Origin of the sequence: Streptomyces atratus (assembly GCF_900119365.1) — a bacterium.
GTDB classification, from domain to species: domain Bacteria; phylum Actinomycetota; class Actinomycetes; order Streptomycetales; family Streptomycetaceae; genus Streptomyces; species Streptomyces atratus_B.
Window position 1 is genome coordinate 1 of the sequence record NZ_FPJO01000028.1, and the last position, 17,989, is coordinate 17,989.

The 17,989-nt window shown below is 68.7% G+C and carries 19 protein-coding genes and 4 pseudogenes; 13 read left to right on the forward strand and 10 right to left on the reverse strand.

Going from position 1 to position 17,989, the window contains the following annotated elements; translation table 11 throughout:
* Nucleotides 1-259: transposase (locus tag BT364_RS43470; RefSeq protein ID WP_143166578.1), on the reverse strand; the 259-nt coding region annotated here is incomplete at its 3' end.
* 82 nt (nt 260-341) lie between these two features.
* On the opposite strand from BT364_RS43470, the pseudogene BT364_RS44625 reads away from it, so the two are divergent.
* Both BT364_RS44625 and BT364_RS31725 read left to right on the forward strand, forming a co-directional pair.
* Nucleotides 342-1,407, forward strand: a pseudogene (locus BT364_RS44625) (IS630 family transposase).
* A gap of 113 nt (nt 1,408-1,520) precedes the next feature.
* Nucleotides 1,521-2,687 (forward strand): lipid II:glycine glycyltransferase FemX, encoded by a 1,167-nt coding sequence (locus BT364_RS31725; protein WP_072488674.1) that lies wholly within the window; start codon nt 1,521-1,523, stop codon nt 2,685-2,687.
* Nucleotides 2,688-3,213: 526 nt separating this feature from the next.
* Here BT364_RS31725 and BT364_RS42365 read toward each other — a convergent pair.
* Together BT364_RS42365 and BT364_RS31740 are read right to left on the reverse strand one after the other, a co-directional pair.
* Nucleotides 3,214-3,393 (reverse strand): hypothetical protein, encoded by a 180-nt coding sequence (locus BT364_RS42365; protein ID WP_371268672.1) that lies wholly within the window; start codon nt 3,391-3,393, stop codon nt 3,214-3,216.
* Complete coding sequence (locus BT364_RS31740; RefSeq protein WP_072488675.1) at nt 3,390-3,596, reverse strand: ferredoxin; 207 nt, start codon at nt 3,594-3,596, stop codon at nt 3,390-3,392. Before BT364_RS31740 ends, BT364_RS42365 begins: the two co-directional genes overlap by 4 nt.
* Here BT364_RS31740 and BT364_RS44405 point away from each other — a divergent pair.
* Nucleotides 3,568-4,263 (forward strand): annotated as a pseudogene (locus BT364_RS44405) (IS5 family transposase); the annotation flags it as partial. The gene BT364_RS31740 and the pseudogene BT364_RS44405 overlap by 29 nt on opposite strands.
* Before the next feature lie 47 nt (nt 4,264-4,310).
* Here BT364_RS44405 and BT364_RS31755 read toward each other — a convergent pair.
* A complete protein-coding gene (locus BT364_RS31755; RefSeq protein ID WP_072488676.1) occupies nt 4,311-4,682 on the reverse strand; it encodes an MFS transporter in 372 nt (123 codons plus the stop codon).
* Nucleotides 4,679-5,164 (reverse strand): helix-turn-helix domain-containing protein, encoded by a 486-nt coding sequence (locus BT364_RS31760; RefSeq protein WP_072488677.1) that lies wholly within the window; start codon nt 5,162-5,164, stop codon nt 4,679-4,681. Before BT364_RS31760 ends, BT364_RS31755 begins: the two co-directional genes overlap by 4 nt.
* Before the next feature lie 267 nt (nt 5,165-5,431).
* Here BT364_RS31760 and BT364_RS42370 point away from each other — a divergent pair, with 267 nt between their 5' ends.
* Complete coding sequence (locus BT364_RS42370) at nt 5,432-5,638, forward strand: hypothetical protein (protein ID WP_218172469.1); 207 nt, start codon at nt 5,432-5,434, stop codon at nt 5,636-5,638.
* Between the two features lie 202 nt (nt 5,639-5,840).
* Here the strand turns inward: BT364_RS42370 and aac(3) are convergent, their stop codons facing one another.
* Nucleotides 5,841-6,689 carry an aminoglycoside 3-N-acetyltransferase gene (aac(3), locus tag BT364_RS31770; RefSeq protein WP_072488678.1) on the reverse strand — a complete coding sequence of 283 codons (849 nt, stop codon included), beginning with the start codon at nt 6,687-6,689 and terminating at the stop codon, nt 5,841-5,843.
* A gap of 189 nt (nt 6,690-6,878) precedes the next feature.
* On the opposite strand from aac(3), the gene BT364_RS31775 reads away from it, so the two are divergent.
* The 6 genes and pseudogenes from BT364_RS31775 to BT364_RS31800 all read left to right on the forward strand — a co-directional run bounded on the left by BT364_RS31775 (nt 6,879) and on the right by BT364_RS31800 (nt 11,001).
* Nucleotides 6,879-7,145: a hypothetical protein gene (locus BT364_RS31775; RefSeq protein WP_072488679.1), complete on the forward strand. Its 267-nt coding sequence runs from the start codon at nt 6,879-6,881 to the stop codon at nt 7,143-7,145.
* Entirely contained in the window at nt 7,114-7,647 is a 534-nt protein-coding gene (locus BT364_RS31780) for a DUF6879 family protein (RefSeq protein WP_072488680.1), read from the forward strand. The genes BT364_RS31775 and BT364_RS31780 overlap by 32 nt, the downstream gene beginning before the upstream one ends.
* A gap of 16 nt (nt 7,648-7,663) precedes the next feature.
* Nucleotides 7,664-8,510 (forward strand): annotated as a pseudogene (locus tag BT364_RS31785) (helix-turn-helix domain-containing protein).
* A gap of 96 nt (nt 8,511-8,606) precedes the next feature.
* Nucleotides 8,607-8,789 (forward strand): hypothetical protein, encoded by a 183-nt coding sequence (locus tag BT364_RS31790; RefSeq protein ID WP_072488681.1) that lies wholly within the window; start codon nt 8,607-8,609, stop codon nt 8,787-8,789.
* Between the two features lie 44 nt (nt 8,790-8,833).
* The gene (locus BT364_RS31795) at nt 8,834-9,244 is read left to right on the forward strand and encodes a DUF6415 family natural product biosynthesis protein (protein WP_072488682.1); all 411 of its coding nucleotides are present in this window, start codon (nt 8,834-8,836) and stop codon (nt 9,242-9,244) included.
* A gap of 530 nt (nt 9,245-9,774) precedes the next feature.
* A complete protein-coding gene (locus BT364_RS31800) occupies nt 9,775-11,001 on the forward strand; it encodes an IS110 family RNA-guided transposase (RefSeq protein ID WP_072488683.1) in 1,227 nt (408 codons plus the stop codon).
* 8 nt (nt 11,002-11,009) lie between these two features.
* Here BT364_RS31800 and BT364_RS31805 read toward each other — a convergent pair whose 3' ends face one another.
* Entirely contained in the window at nt 11,010-11,441 is a 432-nt protein-coding gene (locus BT364_RS31805) for a hypothetical protein (protein ID WP_072488684.1), read from the reverse strand.
* Between the two features lie 173 nt (nt 11,442-11,614).
* On the opposite strand from BT364_RS31805, the gene BT364_RS31810 reads away from it, so the two are divergent.
* The gene (locus BT364_RS31810) at nt 11,615-12,475 is read left to right on the forward strand and encodes a hypothetical protein (protein ID WP_072488741.1); all 861 of its coding nucleotides are present in this window, start codon (nt 11,615-11,617) and stop codon (nt 12,473-12,475) included.
* On the opposite strand, the gene BT364_RS31815 is transcribed toward BT364_RS31810, so the two are convergent.
* Nucleotides 12,472-12,699, reverse strand: a complete 228-nt coding sequence (locus BT364_RS31815) for a hypothetical protein (protein ID WP_072488685.1) — start codon at nt 12,697-12,699, stop codon at nt 12,472-12,474. The genes BT364_RS31810 and BT364_RS31815 overlap by 4 nt on opposite strands.
* Before the next feature lie 496 nt (nt 12,700-13,195).
* On the opposite strand from BT364_RS31815, the gene BT364_RS31820 reads away from it, so the two are divergent.
* Together BT364_RS31820 and BT364_RS43475 are read left to right on the forward strand one after the other, a co-directional pair.
* Nucleotides 13,196-14,044 carry a DUF1963 domain-containing protein gene (locus tag BT364_RS31820; RefSeq protein WP_079179725.1) on the forward strand — a complete coding sequence of 283 codons (849 nt, stop codon included), beginning with the start codon at nt 13,196-13,198 and terminating at the stop codon, nt 14,042-14,044.
* A gap of 558 nt (nt 14,045-14,602) precedes the next feature.
* Nucleotides 14,603-14,725, forward strand: a complete 123-nt coding sequence (locus BT364_RS43475; protein ID WP_256260300.1) for a hypothetical protein — start codon at nt 14,603-14,605, stop codon at nt 14,723-14,725.
* 139 nt (nt 14,726-14,864) lie between these two features.
* On the opposite strand, the gene BT364_RS31825 is transcribed toward BT364_RS43475, so the two are convergent.
* Nucleotides 14,865-15,479 (reverse strand): hypothetical protein, encoded by a 615-nt coding sequence (locus BT364_RS31825; protein WP_072488687.1) that lies wholly within the window; start codon nt 15,477-15,479, stop codon nt 14,865-14,867.
* Nucleotides 15,480-15,833: 354 nt separating this feature from the next.
* Nucleotides 15,834-17,961: pseudogene (locus BT364_RS31830) on the reverse strand (Helicase associated domain protein); the annotation flags it as partial.
* Between the last annotated feature and the right edge of the window lie 28 nt (nt 17,962-17,989).

The window sequence follows — 17,989 nt, forward strand, 5'->3', positions numbered from 1 at the left end:
TCTTCAGCTCCGCGCGCAGGGCCGCTATCTCGGCCTCCAGCTCCTCTTGCGTGGCCTCGCTCACCGGGATGTCCTTCGTGTTCGTGCTCGTCGTGCCGCTCTCACCGCGGCGGGCCCACTCGGCCCGCACCCAGTTGCGCAGCGTCTCCCGGCTGATCCCCAGGTCCTTGCCGATGCCCTCGAAGGTGTGGCTCGGATCCGACAGGTACAGAGCGACCGCGTCCGCCTTGAACTCGGGCGAGTAGACCTTCATCACCATAAAAGATGCCTCCTACCCGGCCCCTGCCGGGGCCGGGCTCAGAGGTGTCCACCACTCGGGGACAGGCCCCATCACCGGAGTCATGCGGTATCCACAAGGGGCGGGCTGACGGCCGAACGGCATCAGTTCCGCGAGGAGTTACGGCTCCAGGCGGCCGAGCGGTTCGCCCGGGGCGAGGGCAGTACAGCGATTGCCAGGGATCTGCGGGTCAGTGTCCGCTCGGTCCAGCGATGGCGTCACGCGTGGGCCGAGGGCGGCCCGCGGTCCTTGCGGTCGCAGGGGCCGGCGTCGCTGCCGAGGTTGAGCGATCAGCAGTTCACGCAGCTGGAGGCGGAGCTGGCCAAGGGGCCGGCCGCGCATGGCTGGGAGGACCAGCGCTGGACGCTGGCCCGTGTGAAGACGGTCATCGGCCGGCGCTTCCATCTGACTTACACGATCCAGGGTGTGCGGAAGCTGTTGGTGCGTAACGGGTGGTCCTGCCAGATCCCGGCCCGACGCGCGATGGAGCGGGACGACGATGCGGTCGCGGGGTGGGTCAAGGAGGTGTGGCCCTGCGCGGAAGGCTCGCGGCGGCGCGTGGAGCCTGGCTCGTCTTCGAGGACGAAGCCGGCTTCTCCATGACGCCGCCGCACGCAAAGACATGGGCCCCACGCGGCCGGACCCCGGTGGTCCGGGTCCGCGGACGTTCCCGCAGGCGCATATCCATCGCCGCTCTGACCTGCTACAAACCCGGACACCGGTCAAGGCTGATCTACCGGCCCCGCCGCGACGACGGCCGGCGTGACGGGCGCAAGAGCTTCTCCTGGCGTGACTACCGCGACCTGCTCATCGCCGCCCACCAGCAGCTCGACGGCCCGATCGTGCTCATCTGGGACAACCTCAACGTCCACAAGGCCGCCGGACTGCGGGAGTTCGCCGCATCCCGGGACTGGCTGACCATCTACTACCTGCCGCCCTACGCACCCGACCTCAACCCCGTCGAAGGCATCTGGTCACTCCTACGGCGCGGATGGCTCTCGAACGTCGCTTTCAGCACCCCCGAACACCTCGTCCAGACCGTCCGGCGCGGCCTGCGGCACATTCAGTACCGCAGCCACCTCATAGACGGCTGTCTCACCGAGACCGGCCTGACCATCCGACCCACCTGATCAGCAGCACGACATCCCGAGTTCAACCTCAGTAGCCGCCGGGTGGTGACATATCGTCGGCATATCGAGAATCGCATACGTCCGGGCAACACTCCACTACATTGACTGGCGGCATGTCCTTCAACCCCTCCAGCGAACTCATGCGAACTGCAGCCGGGAATCCGGTCGTCAGGCCGATCAGCGACGCCGAGCATGTGGCGTTCGTGCGGGCCCAGCGGTCGGTCAGCTTTCTGCAGACCCCGGCGTGGGGCCGCGTCAAGACCGAGTGGCGCAGCGAGTCCCTCGGCTGGTTCCTGGGTCGGCGCCTGGTTGGTGCTGGGCTCGTACTGCACCGCCCGGTGCCGCGGCTCGACCGCTTCACGCTGGCGTATCTGCCCGAGGGCCCGGTCATCGACTGGAGCGGCGAGATCGGTGCTTGGCTCGATCCGCTGGCGGCCCATCTCAAGGCCCAGGGCGCGTTCGCGATCCGGCTCGGCCCGCCGGTGCGCACACACACCTGGAGCGCCGCCCAGGTCAAGGAGGGCATCGCCGACCCGGGCAGCAAGCGGCTCACCGACATCTCCGGCCACTGGTCCGACCCGGTCGGTGCCCGCGTGGGCAGCAGGCTCCGGGAGGCCGGCTGGCTGTCGCAGAGCCCGGAGGACGGGTTCGGGGTCGGGCATCCACAGTTCAAGTACGAGATCCCGATGGCAGGCAGGACCGAGGACGAGCTGCTCAAGGGCATGAACCAGCAGTGGCGCCGCAACATCAAGAAGGCGGCCAAGGAGGGCGTCGAGGTCACGGTCAGCGACAGGGGCGCGGAAGACCTCAAGGCGTTTCACGACCTCTACGTCCACACCGCCGAGCGCGACCACTTCACACCCCGGCCGCTGCGCTACTTCGAGACCATGTTCGCGGCGCTGAGTGCCGAGGACCCCGAGCGGATCAAGCTCTATATGGCCCGCCACCAGGGCGACTTGGCCGCCGCCACTGTCCTGGTCCGCGTCGGCGCCCACGCTGTGTACGCCTATGGCGCCTCCTCCACCGCGAAGCGCGAGGTGCGTGGTTCCAACGCCTGCCAGTGGGCGATGATCCGCGACTCGCTCGCGGCCGGATGCGACGTCTACGACCTGCGCGGCATCACCCCCACCCTCGACGCCGACGACCCGCACGTCGGCCTTGTCCAGTTCAAAGTCGGCACCGGCGGCCAGGCGATGCGGTACGTCGGCGAGTGGGACCTGCCGCTGCGGCCGATGGTTTACCGGGCCTTCGGCCTCTATATGAGGCGGCGCGGACGCTGAACCGCACAGCCGACTACGCGAGCGCGGCGGGGACTTCGTCGCAGCGTGCCGCAGGAAGCCTTGACCAGCACACATTCGCCTGCGGCAAGGTGGCCGCGCAGCCAGTCGACAGCCGCCACCACGTCGGCCCGGGAGACGGGGCGTCGTAGGAGTCGTTGACCAGCATCGCGCCGCCGCGGCCACATCGAGGGGGAGCTCTGCCGCGAGTGCTGCCGCCGTGGCAGCAGCCGCGTTGAGTGCCTGGTGCGCGCCCACGAGCGGCAGCCCGACGCGAGCCGAGGTGGCAGCGGTCCGCAGCGTGAAGGACGGCCAGCCGAGCCGGTCGAGGACCAGGTCGAGCACCGGTACGTCGGCGTAATCAGCCGGCCCGAAGGCCGCCACCGGACGTGGTGGGGCTCATCTTCGTGCCGTCGTCGAACAGCAGGCCTGTGCGGGGCGGTGAGGCCCACCTGGATGGCCTCGCAACCGTAGCGGGCGTCCAGGCCGAAGGCATCGAGTTCGGTCCGGGTGCGCAGGGGGTAGCCGGTCAGGGGCTCAGGCGCCGGAGAGGATCTCCTTCGACAGCGGGGTCGGTCGTAAGGGGCCCTGGCTCGTCGTCGATGAGTGTGAGGGTGCCGGTGTGGCCCGACCGGCGCAGGGTCTCGGCGGCAGCCAGTCCGGCCTCCGAGGCACCGACGATCACGCCTCGATCGGGTGCGGCAGTCACGACGACTCCCCGAGCCGGATCGCTGCCCCGGGGCACATCGTGGCCGACTCGCGTACGGCGTCGTGGAGTTCGGAGGGCGGAGTGTCATCGAGGACTTCGACCATGCCGTCCTCGTCCCGCTGGTCGAAGACGTCGGGGGCGAGCATCACGCACTGGCCCGAGGCAACACACCTGGGAACGTCGACTGTGCTCCACACGGGCATTCAATGGGAGTATCTGCCGCAGGAGTTGGGCTTCGGTTCGGGCATGACGTGCTGGCGGCGTCTGCGGGACTGGAACGAAGCCGGCGTCTGGCAGCGCTTGCACGAAGTGCTGCTGGCCGAGCTGAACGCGGCGGCCCGTCTCGACTGGTCGCGGGCCGTGGTCGATTCCAGCCACGTGCGGGCCGTAAAAGGGGGGACCACACGGGACCGAGTCCGGTCGACCGTGCCCGATCCGGATCGAAACACCACCTGATCACGGACGGGCACGGCACTCCGCGCCGTGATCCTCACCGGCGGCAACCGCAACGACGTCACCCAGTTGCTGCCTCTGATCGACGCCATCCCGCCGGTCAGAGGCAGGGTCGGTCACCCACGACGCAAGCCCGACTCCCTCTTCGCCGACCGCGGATACGACCACGACATCTACCGCGACCAGGTCCGCCAACGCCGGATCGTGCCGGCCATCGCCCGCCGCGGCACCCGCCGCGGCACCCTCCACGGCACCGGACTGGGCACCTACCGCTGGGTCGTGGAACGCACCTTCGCCTGGCTCCACGGCTTCAAACGCCTCCGCATCCGCTGGGAACGCCGAGCCGACATCCACGAAGCCTTCCTCAAGCTCGCCTGCTGCCTGATCACCCGCCGACAGATCAACTCATTGTGTTAGCCGTTGTAATGAGACGCTGCTCCAGGGAAATTACTCTGGCGCGTTGGTCACTTCCCGACGGTGTGCGCAGATGCCGTGGCATTGCGGCGGGCGGATGTCAGAGCCAGTAGGCAGCAGGCTGACAGGACGGCCAGGAGCGCCTGGTAGACGGCCACCGGCCATAGTGAGCCATGCCCTGCCGTGACCAGGGTTTGGGCCAGGACCGGAGCCGTACCCCCGAACACCACACCGGCCAGCTGTTGGGCCAAGGAGATCGCGATGTAGCGAACCCGGACCGGGAAGGCATCGGTGAGCAGGGCGGCGACCACCGCGTAGACGATGGCGCTGGCGGACTCCAACGCGCACACCCCCAGCGTGATCTGGACCAGCGAACCACTGCCTAAGTGGTCGAGTTCGTAAGTCCTTCGGGGGTTGATCACGCTGCCAGCGCGACGGAGGATTCTTCTGGGTGATCGGCGGTGTGCCGGTCGAGCCTGGCCAGCAGATCGTCCAGGTCGGAGGTGGTGAACTTCCACTGGAACGGCTGCGCCGTGGCGTTGTAGCGGTCTTCGAAGGCTCGGAGCCGGTCCCGGATCTCGCCGAGGTCCGTGAAGTCGTTGGGCGAGACGACCTTGCGCTGGACGATCGAGAAGAAGATCTCGATCTGGTTGGTCCACGAGGCGTGGACGGGGGTGTGGACCATGACAGCGTTGGGGAAGGTGCTGGTCAGACGGCCGGTGCGTTCGCGGTCAGATAGCCCGGACAGGCCGTGCTCGGCGAACCGGCCCCGCCAGGTGCGGACCGTGTCGAGATGCAGCCGCGTCTCGCGGGCGATGCGCGCATTGGACCGTCCACGCGCCGCATGCAGCACCACCTGCGCGCGCATCCGCAGCCGGTACTCGGTTTTGTGGCCGTAGGCCATCTGCTTCAGCCGTTCGCGATCGGCAGCACGCAGGACTATCGGACGGGCACGGGCAACAGGCAAGGCAGACAGGCCGATCAGGAGAAGTGGATCAACAGGTCATAGCCTGCCGCACCCGGCAACCGGCCCCTCGGGCAGGATGGGCGCCATGCCCACGCCCTCGGAACACACCCGCCTTTCCCTGGAGCGCGCCTCGACGAGCAGGCCCGCACCGCCTGGCCCCAGCTGAAGCAGCTGCACGTCCGCCACCGCGGAGCCTTCGCCTATGTGGAGGCCGAACTGGCCGACAGGGAACGGGTCAAACTGATGAGGCTGCGCTACACCGGAGCCGTCGGCAGATGGGGCTTCGCCCTCTACCTGGCCAGCAGCGACCGCTACGAGGACTCCATGCTGCCCACCGGCAGCCCCACAGGCACCCCCGCAGACGCACTCGACTGCGCCTGCCGGCTCCACCTCACCGCACCCGGCACCTGACCAGACGCCAGCCACAACACCCCCTCCCCCCGCCGTCAACTCCCGAAGGACTTCCGGAACGCGAGGGCCACTCGGGTATCGAGAACGGGGACCTCACTGCTCCGTTCATGTACCCCTTCGGGCGGACTGACCGGCCCTTGGCTGCTCTGGCTGTGGTTCTTGATCACAGCGGGCCGGAGACGTGCGGATACCTCTGCTGCGTCTACCTGTTCAGTTTGTGTTCGATCCAGGAAGTGGCGAAGTCGATGACTTCCGCGGCCTCGAACAGATGACTCTCGGCAGCGCCGACTCTGCCCTGCCGGCCGATTCCCGCGGTGAGCATGTCCCGGGCGATCGCTTCGAACGGCTCTTGCCCCTCGGACACCACTGCCGAGTAGTCGAAGGCCCCGTCCTCCGAGTCGATGTCGTGGAAGCGGCGCCAGACCCGCTGACCTTGCACAAGGATGGGCTGTTCGTAGTCCACGAACCGCTTGCCGGGGGCCTTGGAAAGCGCCTCGGCGTGGTGCAGCAGAGTCATGGTGTCCAAGGGAGCGCCGAGCAGAAGGACCCGGCCACTGCGGGCGACCAACCGTGCAAGGGGGCTGTCCGGGCCATGCGGATCATCCCAGGAGTGGTCGGCCATCAGCTCGGCTGCTGCCGCTCCCAAGGCCGCGAAACTGGCATCCGGATGACGGCTGCGAACGGCTCCGGGCCAGCGGCGCAGTGCTTCGGGGAGGCGGCCGTTGTTGTGGTCTGCCTCGCTGAGGTCGGGGTCGTAAGCGGGATGTTCCGCACGCAGGGCGGACTGCCAACCCTGTGGCCACGTGACGAAGTCATAGGGGGGCGCGTCATTCCAGCCGCAGGTCACCATGAGGGTTCCCTGCGGTCCGACCACGTCATGGAGGGCGCCGATGATGGTCTGCGGTCCTCCGGCCACGTAACCGATGGCGGACATACGGGTGTGGAACATGACGATGTCGCCGTCTGCGAGGCCGAGGGCAGCCAGGTCACGGCTGATCCGGCTTCGGACTACGGGACCGCCCGAGCGCTCGAGCAAGTTCATTTCGTCCATGATCGCGAACCTATCCCTGAGCCACGTATCCCGGGCAACCGAATTGATGCCTTTTGGCCAGCGGTTCTCGATGTCGTCCGGGGGCGGGCGCGCAGAGTCAGCGGCGCCCAAGACCGGCCCCAGAGTCAACCCCCGAAGGACTTACGAACTCGACCACTAAGCGCAACCGACTCGACACGGGAGAGCGCCATGACGTTACGGTTCGTCGGGATCGACCCGAACACGGGAGGCGGTGGATCGCCGACGGTGTGGGTGGAGGAAGAGAGTGCCGACCTGGTTCTCCAGGGCGAGGAAGCCGAAGGGTTGTTGAAGGCGATGGTCGGCGGGACCGAGTGGGTGCCCGGCCACGCGGCGGGCATCCCGCCGCACGAAACGGTGATCCTTATCCCGGTCCGGATGGCGTCGATTCTGAGGGAGGCGTGTGATGTCGCAGAGCAGCGTGCCGGACTTCGCTGAACTGCTGAGGGGCGCTCAGCGCACGGCGGTGCACCTGGAGATGCGCGACCGCTACGGCGTCGGCGATGAGGCCGAAGAGATCGAGCTGTTCGCCCGGACCGGCGAGATCGACCTGGACCCCACCGCCCGCTGGTGGCCCGAGTGGCTCGGACTGGTGAAGGAGACCCTGGCCAGGGGAGTCGTCATGCGGCGCGCCCGGATCGTCTCCGAGCCGGTCACCGACTACATCCGCTGGGAACACGCGGTCACCGCGCTGAACGTGGACGCCGGCGAACAGGTCCGCTGGCTGCCCCGCCGCAACGCCTCCGACATCGCCCTGCCGGGCAACGACTTCTGGCTGATCGACGGGCGCCTGGCCATGTTCCACTTCTTCAGCGGCGACGGCGACTGGGTCGCCCCCGGCGGCGAGTTCACCGAGGACCCGGCCGCGGTCAGCCTGTGCGCGTCGGCGTTCGAGACGGTCTGGGAGCGCGGCATCCCGCACGAGAAGTACACCGTCTAGGCCCCTGAGCAGCCACATGACCGCCTCTCCATCCTCCAGCGCACAAGCAGCCCGCGAGGCGCTCGCCGTGCGGCTGCAGCACCTGCGCAGGGACGCCGGCCTCACCGGGAAGGAGCTCTCCGCCCGGTGCGGCTGGCACCCCGCGAAGACCACCCGGATCCAGAAGGGCGAGGCTCCGCCCTCCGACGCGGACATCCGCACCTGGTGCGCGGCGTGCGGCGCCGACGACCAGACCGAGGACCTGATCGCCACCGCCCGCGCCGTCGACTCCATGTACCTGGAGTGGCGGCGCCTGCACCGCAACGGGATGCGCACGGTCCAAGAGGGCTGGTACGCCATGCACGAGCAGACCCGCGTCTGCCGGGTCTACGTCTCCAACGTCCCGCCGGGCTTCTTCCAGACCCCAGCCTTCGCCACCGCCCTCATGGGGCAGATCACGACCTTCCAGGGCACGCCGAACGACGTCGCCAAGCCGTCGCCGCCCAGGTCGCCCGCTCCCGGTTCCTCTACGAGGGCGGACATAGCTACGTCGTCCTCATGGAGGAATCCGTCCTGCGCTACCGCACCGCCGACCCCGACGCAATGCGCGGGCAGCTGCGCCACCTCCTGGCCGTGATGCCGCTCGCCTCGGTCTCGCTGGGGATCACCCGTTCACCGCGCAGCGCACCGTGTGGCCGCTGGAAGCGTTCTACCTCCACGACGACACCCAGGTCGTGGTGGAGACCCTGACGGCGGAGATCAAGGTGAAGCAGCCGCGCGAGCTCGCCGACTACGCGAAGGCGTTCGCCGGCCTGGCGGAGATGGCCGTGTACGGCGACGCCGCCCGCACGCTCATCCGCGCCGCAATCGACGCCCTGGAGTGAACCTCCGCAATTCTCCGCAACTTCGTTGAGGCCGTGGCCCGTAGCTGCGTAGCGTCGACGGCACTGACGGACCACCAGCCGGAGAGGCGGGGCCCCATGCGTACACACACCGACTCCACCGCCCCGGCCCCGGAGGGCCGCGGCCTCCGGCCGCCCGCCTACGGCGTTCCCTCCCCGGCCCTGCTGGCCCGCGCGGACCGCGGCTTCGCCCGGTTCCTCGCCCAGCAGACCGAGGACCAGGACGACGGGGCCGACGGCGGCGAGGACACCCAGCGGTGACCGCCGGCCACCCGCGCGAAGACGCCCCAGCAGCGAGGCCCGCCATGCACACCAGCAGCCACACGGTCCTGTACGACCCCGACGGGCTGATCGAGGCGGAGCTCCCGCTGGATCGCGAACCGTACGAGTGCCTCGTCAAGGCCGTCCTCGCGTGGACCGGCGAGGACACGCTGGCCGAACGCGACTACGAGCAGATCGGCCTCCAGCTGACCGGTCACGCCCGCGCGGTCGCCTCCGACGTCCGGCGCCGCGCGAACCAGCTGCCGAAGAGCAGCGGGCCCCGGGCGCTCGCCGACGTCGTCCTGCGTGAGGCGGAAGGCCGGCTGTCCGCGACGCTGGAGGGCACGGTGCGCTGCGTCCAGAGCCGCGCCCGCCTGATCCGCGCGCTCTACGAACGGCTGGACCGCCTGGAGGCGGCGCTCGCCCCGGAGAGGGTTGCACCGAGCGGGGGCTGAACCGTTGGCTGGACGGTTGCTTCCAGCGGGGGACCGCAGGTGCGACCGAAGGTGTGACCCCCCAAATCGGACACCGCCCGTTCTCGCAGGTCATCCCTGGTGGGCAAGCCCTCCCGGACGACGACACCTCTAATTCGTTAGTAATTAGAGGTTCTGGATCTCTGATGGGCCCGGGGCGGCGTTGTACAGCCGAGGGCAGGACGTGTGTGGTCCGGTCGGTGCCGTGGTGACCCCTACGACACCTCCGACCCTGCGAGGTCTGTAGAAAGACCGGTGGCGCCGTGGTGCCGCCCGGTCCTCGCATGTTCTGCCCTCACGGGCCCGTCTGGTTCGAGAACCTTGATGGATGAGCTGCCGCACGGTGACGCGTTACTCCTCACGAGCTTCGAGCTCTGGACACGGCGTGCGCCCGTGCGGTCCGGCGGTGCCGCGCACGGCTGATGAGGTGGCGGACCTTCGAGTCCTGGAATTAGTGCGCCGTGCGGCCCGTGTGCTCGCCTTCAAAGACAGCACCGGCGAAGGGGCGGGAAATGGACGTGTTCTGCGGGATCGACTGGGCGGAAGGACACCACGACGTCGCGATCATCGACAACACCGGCAAGCTGCTGGCCAAGTGCCGTATCGACGACGACCTGGACGGCTACCAGCTCCTGCTCGACCTCCTGGCCGACCACGGCGACAGCACAGAAGCACCGATCCCGGTGGCCATCGAGACCAGCCGCGGCCTGCTGGTCGCCACCCTGCAAACCGGGGCCCGGCAGGTGTTCGCGATCAACCCGATGGCGGCCTCCCGCTACCGGGACCGGCACGGAGTGAGCCGCAAGAAGTCCGACCCGGGCGACGCCTTGGTCCTGGCGAACATCATCCGCACCGACATGCCGATGCACCGGCCGCTGCCCGCCGACAGCGCCCTGGCCCAGGCCGTCGCCGTCCTCGCCCGGGCCCACCAGGACGCGGTCTGGAACCGGCAGCAGATCGCCAACCAGCTCCGCTCGCTGCTGCGCGAGTACTACCCGGTCGCCCTGGAGGCATGGCGGCACAAGGTCGGCGGACTGACCCGGCCCGACGCGCGGAAGATCCTCGCTGCGGCGCCGACCCCGGCCACAGCCGCCGAACTGCCGCTCTGGAAACTCAAGGTGATGCTGCACAGCGCCGGACGCAAGCGCGGCATCAACGAGGACGCCGAGAGGATCCAGACGCTGTTCCGGCAGCCGGCCGCCCGGCAGTTGCCCGCAGTCGAGGAGGCCATGGGCATCCAGGCCAAGGCCCTGCTGGCCCAGTTGAACGCGGTCTGCAAGGCCGTCGATGAGCTCGCCAAGGCGGTCGAGCGGACCTTCCGCGCCCACCCCGACGCGCCGATCATGCTGAGCTTTCCCGGCATCGGCGCGCAGGTTGGTGCCCGCCTCCTGGCTGAGATCGGTGATGACCGCACGCGCTTTGCCACTGCCAGCGGACTGAAGGCATACGCGGGCGCGGCGCCCATCACCCGGGCGTCCGGGAAACGCAAGTACGTCGGGCGCCGGTTCGTGAAGAACAACCGGCTGAACCACGCCGGATACCTGTGGGCTTTCGCCACCCTCACCCACTCACCAGGAGCCAACGCCCACTACCGGCGACGGCGCGAGAACGGAGACTGGCATGCCCAGGCCCTGAGGCACCTGTTCAATCGGATGCTCGGGCAGCTGCACCACTGCCTGCTGCACCGATGCCACTTCGAGGAAGGTACAGCGTTTCCCCCGCCTGTCCCCACTGGCTGAACCGAGCCTCAGAAGCCGATGTCCCTGGCTTCGTAGCCTTCCAGCCCAAGGGCCAGCAGGGGCGGCACCAGTGCGTGGAGGTACCAGCTCACATCGGTGAAGCTGGCCGAGCCAGCCAGGCTCCGCCGGTTAATGGTGGGGCTAAAGCTGCAGGCTGTGCGGTGCGGGAAGAAGAGGAGCTGACCGCCGGTGCCCGCTTGCGCGTGGTAGACGCAGACGGCGACGTGGTACTTCGCATGCTCGGGCGCGTCCAGGAGGGCCAGGACCTTCCCCGTGTGGTCGTTGGTGGTCGACTGCCAGTCGTACAGGTCGTTGTCGTTGACCATGTACGAGAGCGGCTCCTCCAGCGACCACCCTGAGGTGGCCAGGGCCTCGACGATGGTCCGGACCGTGACCTCGCGCGCAAACGTGAAGTCGATGTCTGCGGTTCTGGACGACACAGAGGCTCCTGGTGAGGCGATCAGCGGCACCGCATCGTCGCCGACGGCGTGGATGGCTGTCGATTGATTTGACGGCTTAGCCGCATGAGGTGTCTTTCCACGCGATTAGCCGTGGAGAAGAGGTCAGCTTCGACCGTGGGGCCGGCCGGGGCGCGATGGGTACGAGTACCGGTATGACGCGGGAGCGGATCCAGTGGCCGTCCGTCGTGGATCGGGCCCGGGAGGTCGTGGAGAGCTACGAGGGCGGCGTCACGCTGCGCCAGGTCATGTACCGCCTCGCCTCCGCTGGCGTGCTGCCGCACACGCCGTCGATGTACCGGCACCTGTCCTCCCACCTCGCCCAGGCCCGCCGCGAGGGCCGCTTCCCTGACCTGATCGACGCCCTGCGCGAGGTCCACGTCCCTCCGGCCTGGCCGGACGCGGGCGCCTTCCTGCGCGAGAGCCCCGGCTGGTTCGGCCTGGACCTCACGACCGGCCAGTCGCAGGCGCTCTATGTCGCTGCGGAAAAGGACACCCTCCGGCAGCTCCTCACCGGCTGGCTGGCGGAGTACGGGATCCCGGTCCTGGTGGTCCGCGGCTTCGGCTCCCAGTCCTACGTCGACGTCGTCCGCGACCGCGTCGCCGCCGACCCGAGAGAAGCGGTGCTCCTGGTGGTCGGTGATTTCGACTGCTCAGGAGAGGACGTCGAACGCGACTGGACAGCGCGCACCGCGTGTTGGAGCCACACCGAGCGGGTGCTGCTCACTTACGACCAGGTCGTCCACGACTACGAGCTGCCCGCGACCGAGGGCAAGCGCGGCGATCCCCGGTGGCCGGCCTTCGCGCGCCGCTACGGCTTCGACATCGAACACCCCGTGCAGTGGGAGGTCGAAGCGCTGGAGCCGGACGAACTCCGGCGCCCGGTCCTGGCCGCCGTCGACCCGTACATCGACCGCCAGGTCCTCGCGCAGCAGACCGCCCGGCAGGAAGAACAGCGCCGCGCCCTGGCCTCCTTCGTGAGGGGCTGGGGCGCGGCGGGCGGAACGTCGGCCTAACGCTGCACTGGGGCCTGGGCGGCCTGGGCGAAGTGCATGACGATCCCCTTGGCTCCGGCGGCGACTTCGTCGATGAGCTCGAAGCCGCGCGGATCTTCGGGGTGATTGCGGACCCAGATCATGGCGTAGCTGATGATCTGGTTGATGTCGCTGGGGCGCAGGAAGATGGCGTCGCCGGTGAGATCGTTCGGGCCCGGCTGCCAGGGCTGTTCCTGCTGGCTCAACGCATCCTCCGTCGGCGTTCGGTGATCACGACACCCGAGTCTGTCAGCGCCGGTCCCGGCCTCGCAGAGCTTCCCGCCAGCCCGGCGCCGTCGACTGAAACACCAGCTCCTGGCGCTGCAACGCAGCCAGTGCAACACCGCCGCGCGTTTCGCCCCCGACCTGCGGTGATGCACCGGATAGAGGTTCGCGGAGCCGGTGTTGCGCCGCGCGTTGCAGTCCCGCGCCATGTCCGGGCAGAGCCGTCGGTGACCTGTCTCATCGGAGTTGGGTCGTGTCTCACTGAAGATGGACAGATGCTGGTCCGTCTCATCGAAGGTGGACAGCAGGCGCGCGACCAGTGTCCGGTCTCACCCAGCCTGGTGGTGTCTCACGTGTCTCAGTTGGTAGTCGGCGGATTCCCGGCGTGCGTGGCTGACTTTGCCCGATTTCCACCTTCGGGGTGGATTGGGTCGCATCTGATCTGGCTTGTCTCACCGGACCTATGATGGTCGTTCCATGGACACGACGCGTGCGGTTTCTGGCGAGGCCCTGGTTGTCGCCAGCCCCGAAAAGGTCTCCCCTGGGCGCGGGTCCTCCGAAGATGCCGGATCCTGCCAAGGCAGTGGGCTTCGCGCTGGCGACGCAGGGCTACCTGCGGCAGTGATGTCGCCGTTGCTTGGCATGATGCCGGGCATGATGAGAACACTGCGCATCAAGGGCTTTTCCGCGACCGGCCAGCCGATCTCCACGCCGACCACCAAGTTCGGCGGCCAGCCCGTGTGGCTGGCAGGCCCGCAGTGGCCGATCAGCGCGGCATGGGACCGGCCGATGCGGTTCGTCGGCCAGATCGAGTTGGGCCCGGTACTCGCAGCGGCCGGCCACGGGAAGGTGGCATACGTCTTCGTGACCCACGCCGATCACGAAGAGAACTTCTTCGACCCCGACATCATCGACCCCGACGGCGGCGAGAACGCGGTGATCGTGCAGCCAGGCGGCGACTATGCCGGCCCGGTGCGCCCGCTGGCGAGCGGACCCGGGCTGTACGACGGCGACGGGTCGGCGGTGGAGTTCACCGTCGACCTCCGCCCCGTCGACGAGCCCGGGTCCATGACGGATGAGGAACCCGAAGCCCTGTCCTCCTCCGACCGGGACCGCTACGTCGAGCTGGTTGACGGCGACAAGATCGGCGGAACACCGCTGTTCTTCCAGGGCGACGAGTGGCCGGACGGCGGCCCCTGGCGGCTGTTGCTGCAGCTGGACTCGAACTGGGTACCGTTCCACCTCAACCTCGGCGCGTCGCCTAGGATGTTCGCCTTCGTGTCCGAGGACGGTACCCAGGGCAGGCTGCTCGTCCAGGACTCCTGAGCCGATCGGGACTCTTGGGAATTCACCTGCCTGTCACCCTCAAGGCCGGTCTCAACAGGCACGCATCGGGACGACAGATGCAGTGCTGACACGACAGTCAGCGTGCTGAGTCACACCCCGGCAGCGCCGGACACCGACACGAAGGGATAACACGCCTGCCTTTGTGACAGCTATCGTGCTCCGGCTCAGGACTCCGGACCCAACTCCGGGGTCCACTCAAGCTGACCCAGCCCCCGGAACATGCCATGTCCAGCGAGAATCGCCTCTCCAGCGTCTCAGCCAAGCTGACGAACCCCAGCTCAGCACACCGGCTTCAACCATGATCGATGAGACCGTCGGAGCTGTCCCGGAAGAGGCCCGTGTCCCGCCACGTCACCCACGAGACGAATCTCAGCCAGACCTGTCAGCGCCCAATTCACAGCACGTCTTTATGACGTGCTCAATGAGACGGGACAAGTGGAAGGGCAAGGTGCCCTCGATCTGAGGAAAGCGCCGTCCGTGCGGTACGTGTCGCGCTACTGTCCCCACCTTGCAGCACTGACATGTTGGGAGATAACGATGGACCGGACAGAGCTACAGGCCAAGCTCGACGAGCTGATGCGCCAGTACGACGACGAGGAGATTGACGGCGCAACCTACGCCCAGGCGATGATGGAGTTGACCGCCTCCGCCCAGGAGTGATGCCCGGTCTGCAGTTGATCCTCTGTGCGCAGCCGACCGTCTCACCGAAGGTGTACCGATTCGATGAGACGGACCAGCATCTGTCCATCTTCAGTGAGACACGACCCAACTCCGGTGAGACAGGTCAGTCGGCCGACGCTCAGTAGAGTCCGGGCACGCTGCCGGAGGAGTGGCCGGGCGCCATCCACTCGTGGAGCGCGAACCGCCGGTACACGTTCGGTCCGACGACCGTGTCGTACTCTCCGATGCCCGCCTGGTCCATGGCGTTGTTCCAGCGGTGCATCCAGTAGCGGTCCGCGACCCAGTAGGCGGTCTCCGCGACGGACGACCCGTCGATGAGGAGGCTGTGGTCGTGGACCCGGCGCAGGGCCTCGGCAAGGTCGTCCGTAGTGATCGGCATTCCCTTGCTGGCCGCGACGGCGGCGAGCTCGTCATCGACGGCATCCACCCCGTGCTCCAGGGCGTATTCGAGGGCCGCGGTTGCGGCTTCCCGGCCGTCGGCGAGATACCCGGTGTACTCCTGACCGCCGCGCTTCAGCCGGTCGGTGAACTCCTCGGTGGTGAACTTGCCGCGGCTGCGAGCGACCAGGCCAGCCACCATGGCGGCATGGTCCTGGGGGACCTGGGGGACCTGGGGGACCTGGGGGACCTGGGCGGCCCCGGTGGTCAGGCGCCGGCGGGCAGTGGTGTACGAGATGCCTTCGGCGTCGGCGAGTTCGCGGACGTCCTTCTTGAACTGCTTGTCGGTGGTCACGGTCTCTCCCGAGTCCCGGTGACGGCGGCGACCCCACGCATCCCGCCGCGGGCACGGAGCCACGGACAGACAGATACCGGTGCGTGAGGCGGGGCCCCTTGTCCTCGTCGCCGTTCGCGGCGTGGGCGCGATGCGGCTCGGAGTCGGGCCGACGCAGGCGGCCGACGCCCACCACAGGGCGACGGAAGCTCCGCCACATACGCCGCCACGCATCCACGGTCGGGTACTGATCAAACTTCGATGGATGACACGGGACAGCTGCCGACAGCACGAAGCCCCGGGCGACGACGCCCGGGGCCTCACAGTGCACTTCGCTTGACCGTCCGGTTCAACGACCGGCCGCGGCAGGTGTCACGCCGTCAGCTGCTTCGCGCGCTTGTCCGCCCGCTCCGCGTCCTTGCCCAGACCACCCTTCCGGCGCAGGTTCGCCATGTGCTGCCCGACCGGCACCATCGCCTCGCCCTCGCCCCACACCGCGTCCTGACGCGGCGCGAGGTGCCCCGTGGCCCGCCGGTAGGACCGCAGCGCGGCGAGCTTGGTCTCCCACGCTTCCTCGCCCGGCTCCCAGACCATCCCGGCCTCCGGCGCGTCCAGCAGGGTCTTGCGCCGCTCCTCCAACTCACCCGCCCGCAGCGCCTTCCGCTGCTGGTGGACCCATCGGCCAAGCGGGAAATCCTTCGTGACCCCCACCTCGACCTCAACGTCATACGGGACGGCGTAGACGCCGGTGATCTCGTTCTCCGCCCGCCACCGGATGAGGGCCTGGTAGCCCTCCAGCCACACCAACGACTCCGGCCGGTACACCCGGGTCCGCAGGAAGGCCGCGATGGTCGCCGCGTCCCGGGGAGAGGAGAAGTGCAGCAGGGCGGCTTCGGCGGCGGCCTGCGTGTCGTCGTCCTCCTGGTCCTCGCCGTCACCCTCACCGCCGGCCCCGGCGATCTGCCCGTCCTCGTCACGCCGGACGTGGACCTTGCGCTTCCCGCTCGTGAGCGCCCGGGAAGCGAGCTGCTCGCCCAGACGTTCATCGTGCGAGCGCAGGCCCTGCAATACGGCTACAAGGGGGCGGAAGCTGGCGGAGGCGACCATGTCGGTCGGGTCCTCGCCGGGCTCCAGGAACACCGGCACGATGATCCTGGCCACCTTGGTGGAGCCGTCCTTGTTGAGCCTCAGCGCCCGGCCGATGTTCTGCACGATCTCCACCTGCGAGCCGCGGGTGTCCGCGAAGCAGACGGCCTCCACACCCCGCTCGCCCGTGATGTCGACGCCCTCACCGAGCACGCGAACACTGGCGAGGAAGGCGCGGTGGACCCGGCGCCCGGCCGCGTCGATGCCGTTGGCGAACTGGCGCAGAACCTCGCGGCGTTCGCTGACGAGGTGGTCGCCGCACAGCCACGCCGACCAGACGCGGTCCGGCGGGACGTGGCGGCCGGCCTCCAACTCGTAGAACTCCGCGTCGATGGAGGACTTCGGCAGCTTGTCGGCGGCGGCCAGGTCGTCGTCGGAGGCGTCGTTGACGTACAGCTCGGCAGCGGTCTCCGGGAGCTTCTCCGCGAACGCGGCGGCTTCCTCGACCTTCTGGTGGAACGTCATGACCGTACGCAGGTTGTACGCCGCCGCGTGCTCCAACAGGGCGGTCTGCAGGAGCGCCAGGCGCCGGCCCCGCCGCGCCTCCTCCGACTCCCCGAGGACCGGCGAGGGATCGCGGATCTCCAGCACGTCGATCTCGAACCCGGCAAGGATCTCTCGCTCGATCGCCTCGCTCAGACCGAGCTCCGCGAGCCACGCGCCGTACGTGCCCTCCGGGTCATCGGCCATGGTCGCGATCTCCGCCTCCTGGCCGTCCGCGCCCTTCTGCGGCCGGGCCGCGGCGAGGATGCGCGGGGTCGCGGTCAGGTAGAGCCGGAAGTCCGCCGGGATCCGCTGGTTGTCGTGGATCGCAGCCCACGGCCGCCCAAGATCACCGGCGGTGCCGTGGGCCTCATCCACGATCGCGAGGTCAAACGGGGCCATCTGCTGCCCGTACAGCCGCTCTCCGCCCGCCAGAGCGGCCTCCAGCGGCCCGCGAACCTTCCGCTGGCCCCTCGGGAGCGTCGATTTCCTCGCGGTCCACGAGAGAGGCGTACGTGGCGAACACGACGACCGGCCCGTGCCCGGCCCACAGAGCGAACTGGACCGGGTTGGTGGTGGTGCGCACCCCCAGCGAGCCCAGGACCGCGTCGTTCTCCAGCGAGCACACCGCGACCATCGGGGCCCGGTGACCGACCAGCCGCCACGCCTGGGCGGTCTGCGCGAGCAGGTCCAGGGTCGGCACGGTGACGAGAATCCGGCCGTCCGCGAACGACTCCAGCGCGCACGCAGCGGCCGTGATCGTCTTGTGGGAGTTCTTGCTTCCGTGTCCGGGTTGGCTCTCAGTTTGGTGTCCGGTCTTGGGCGCTGTGGAGCGGGCCGGTTCGGGTGTTTCTATGGGGTGTTGAGCAGTGATGGCCGGGCGCTGGTGCTGGACAAGCAGT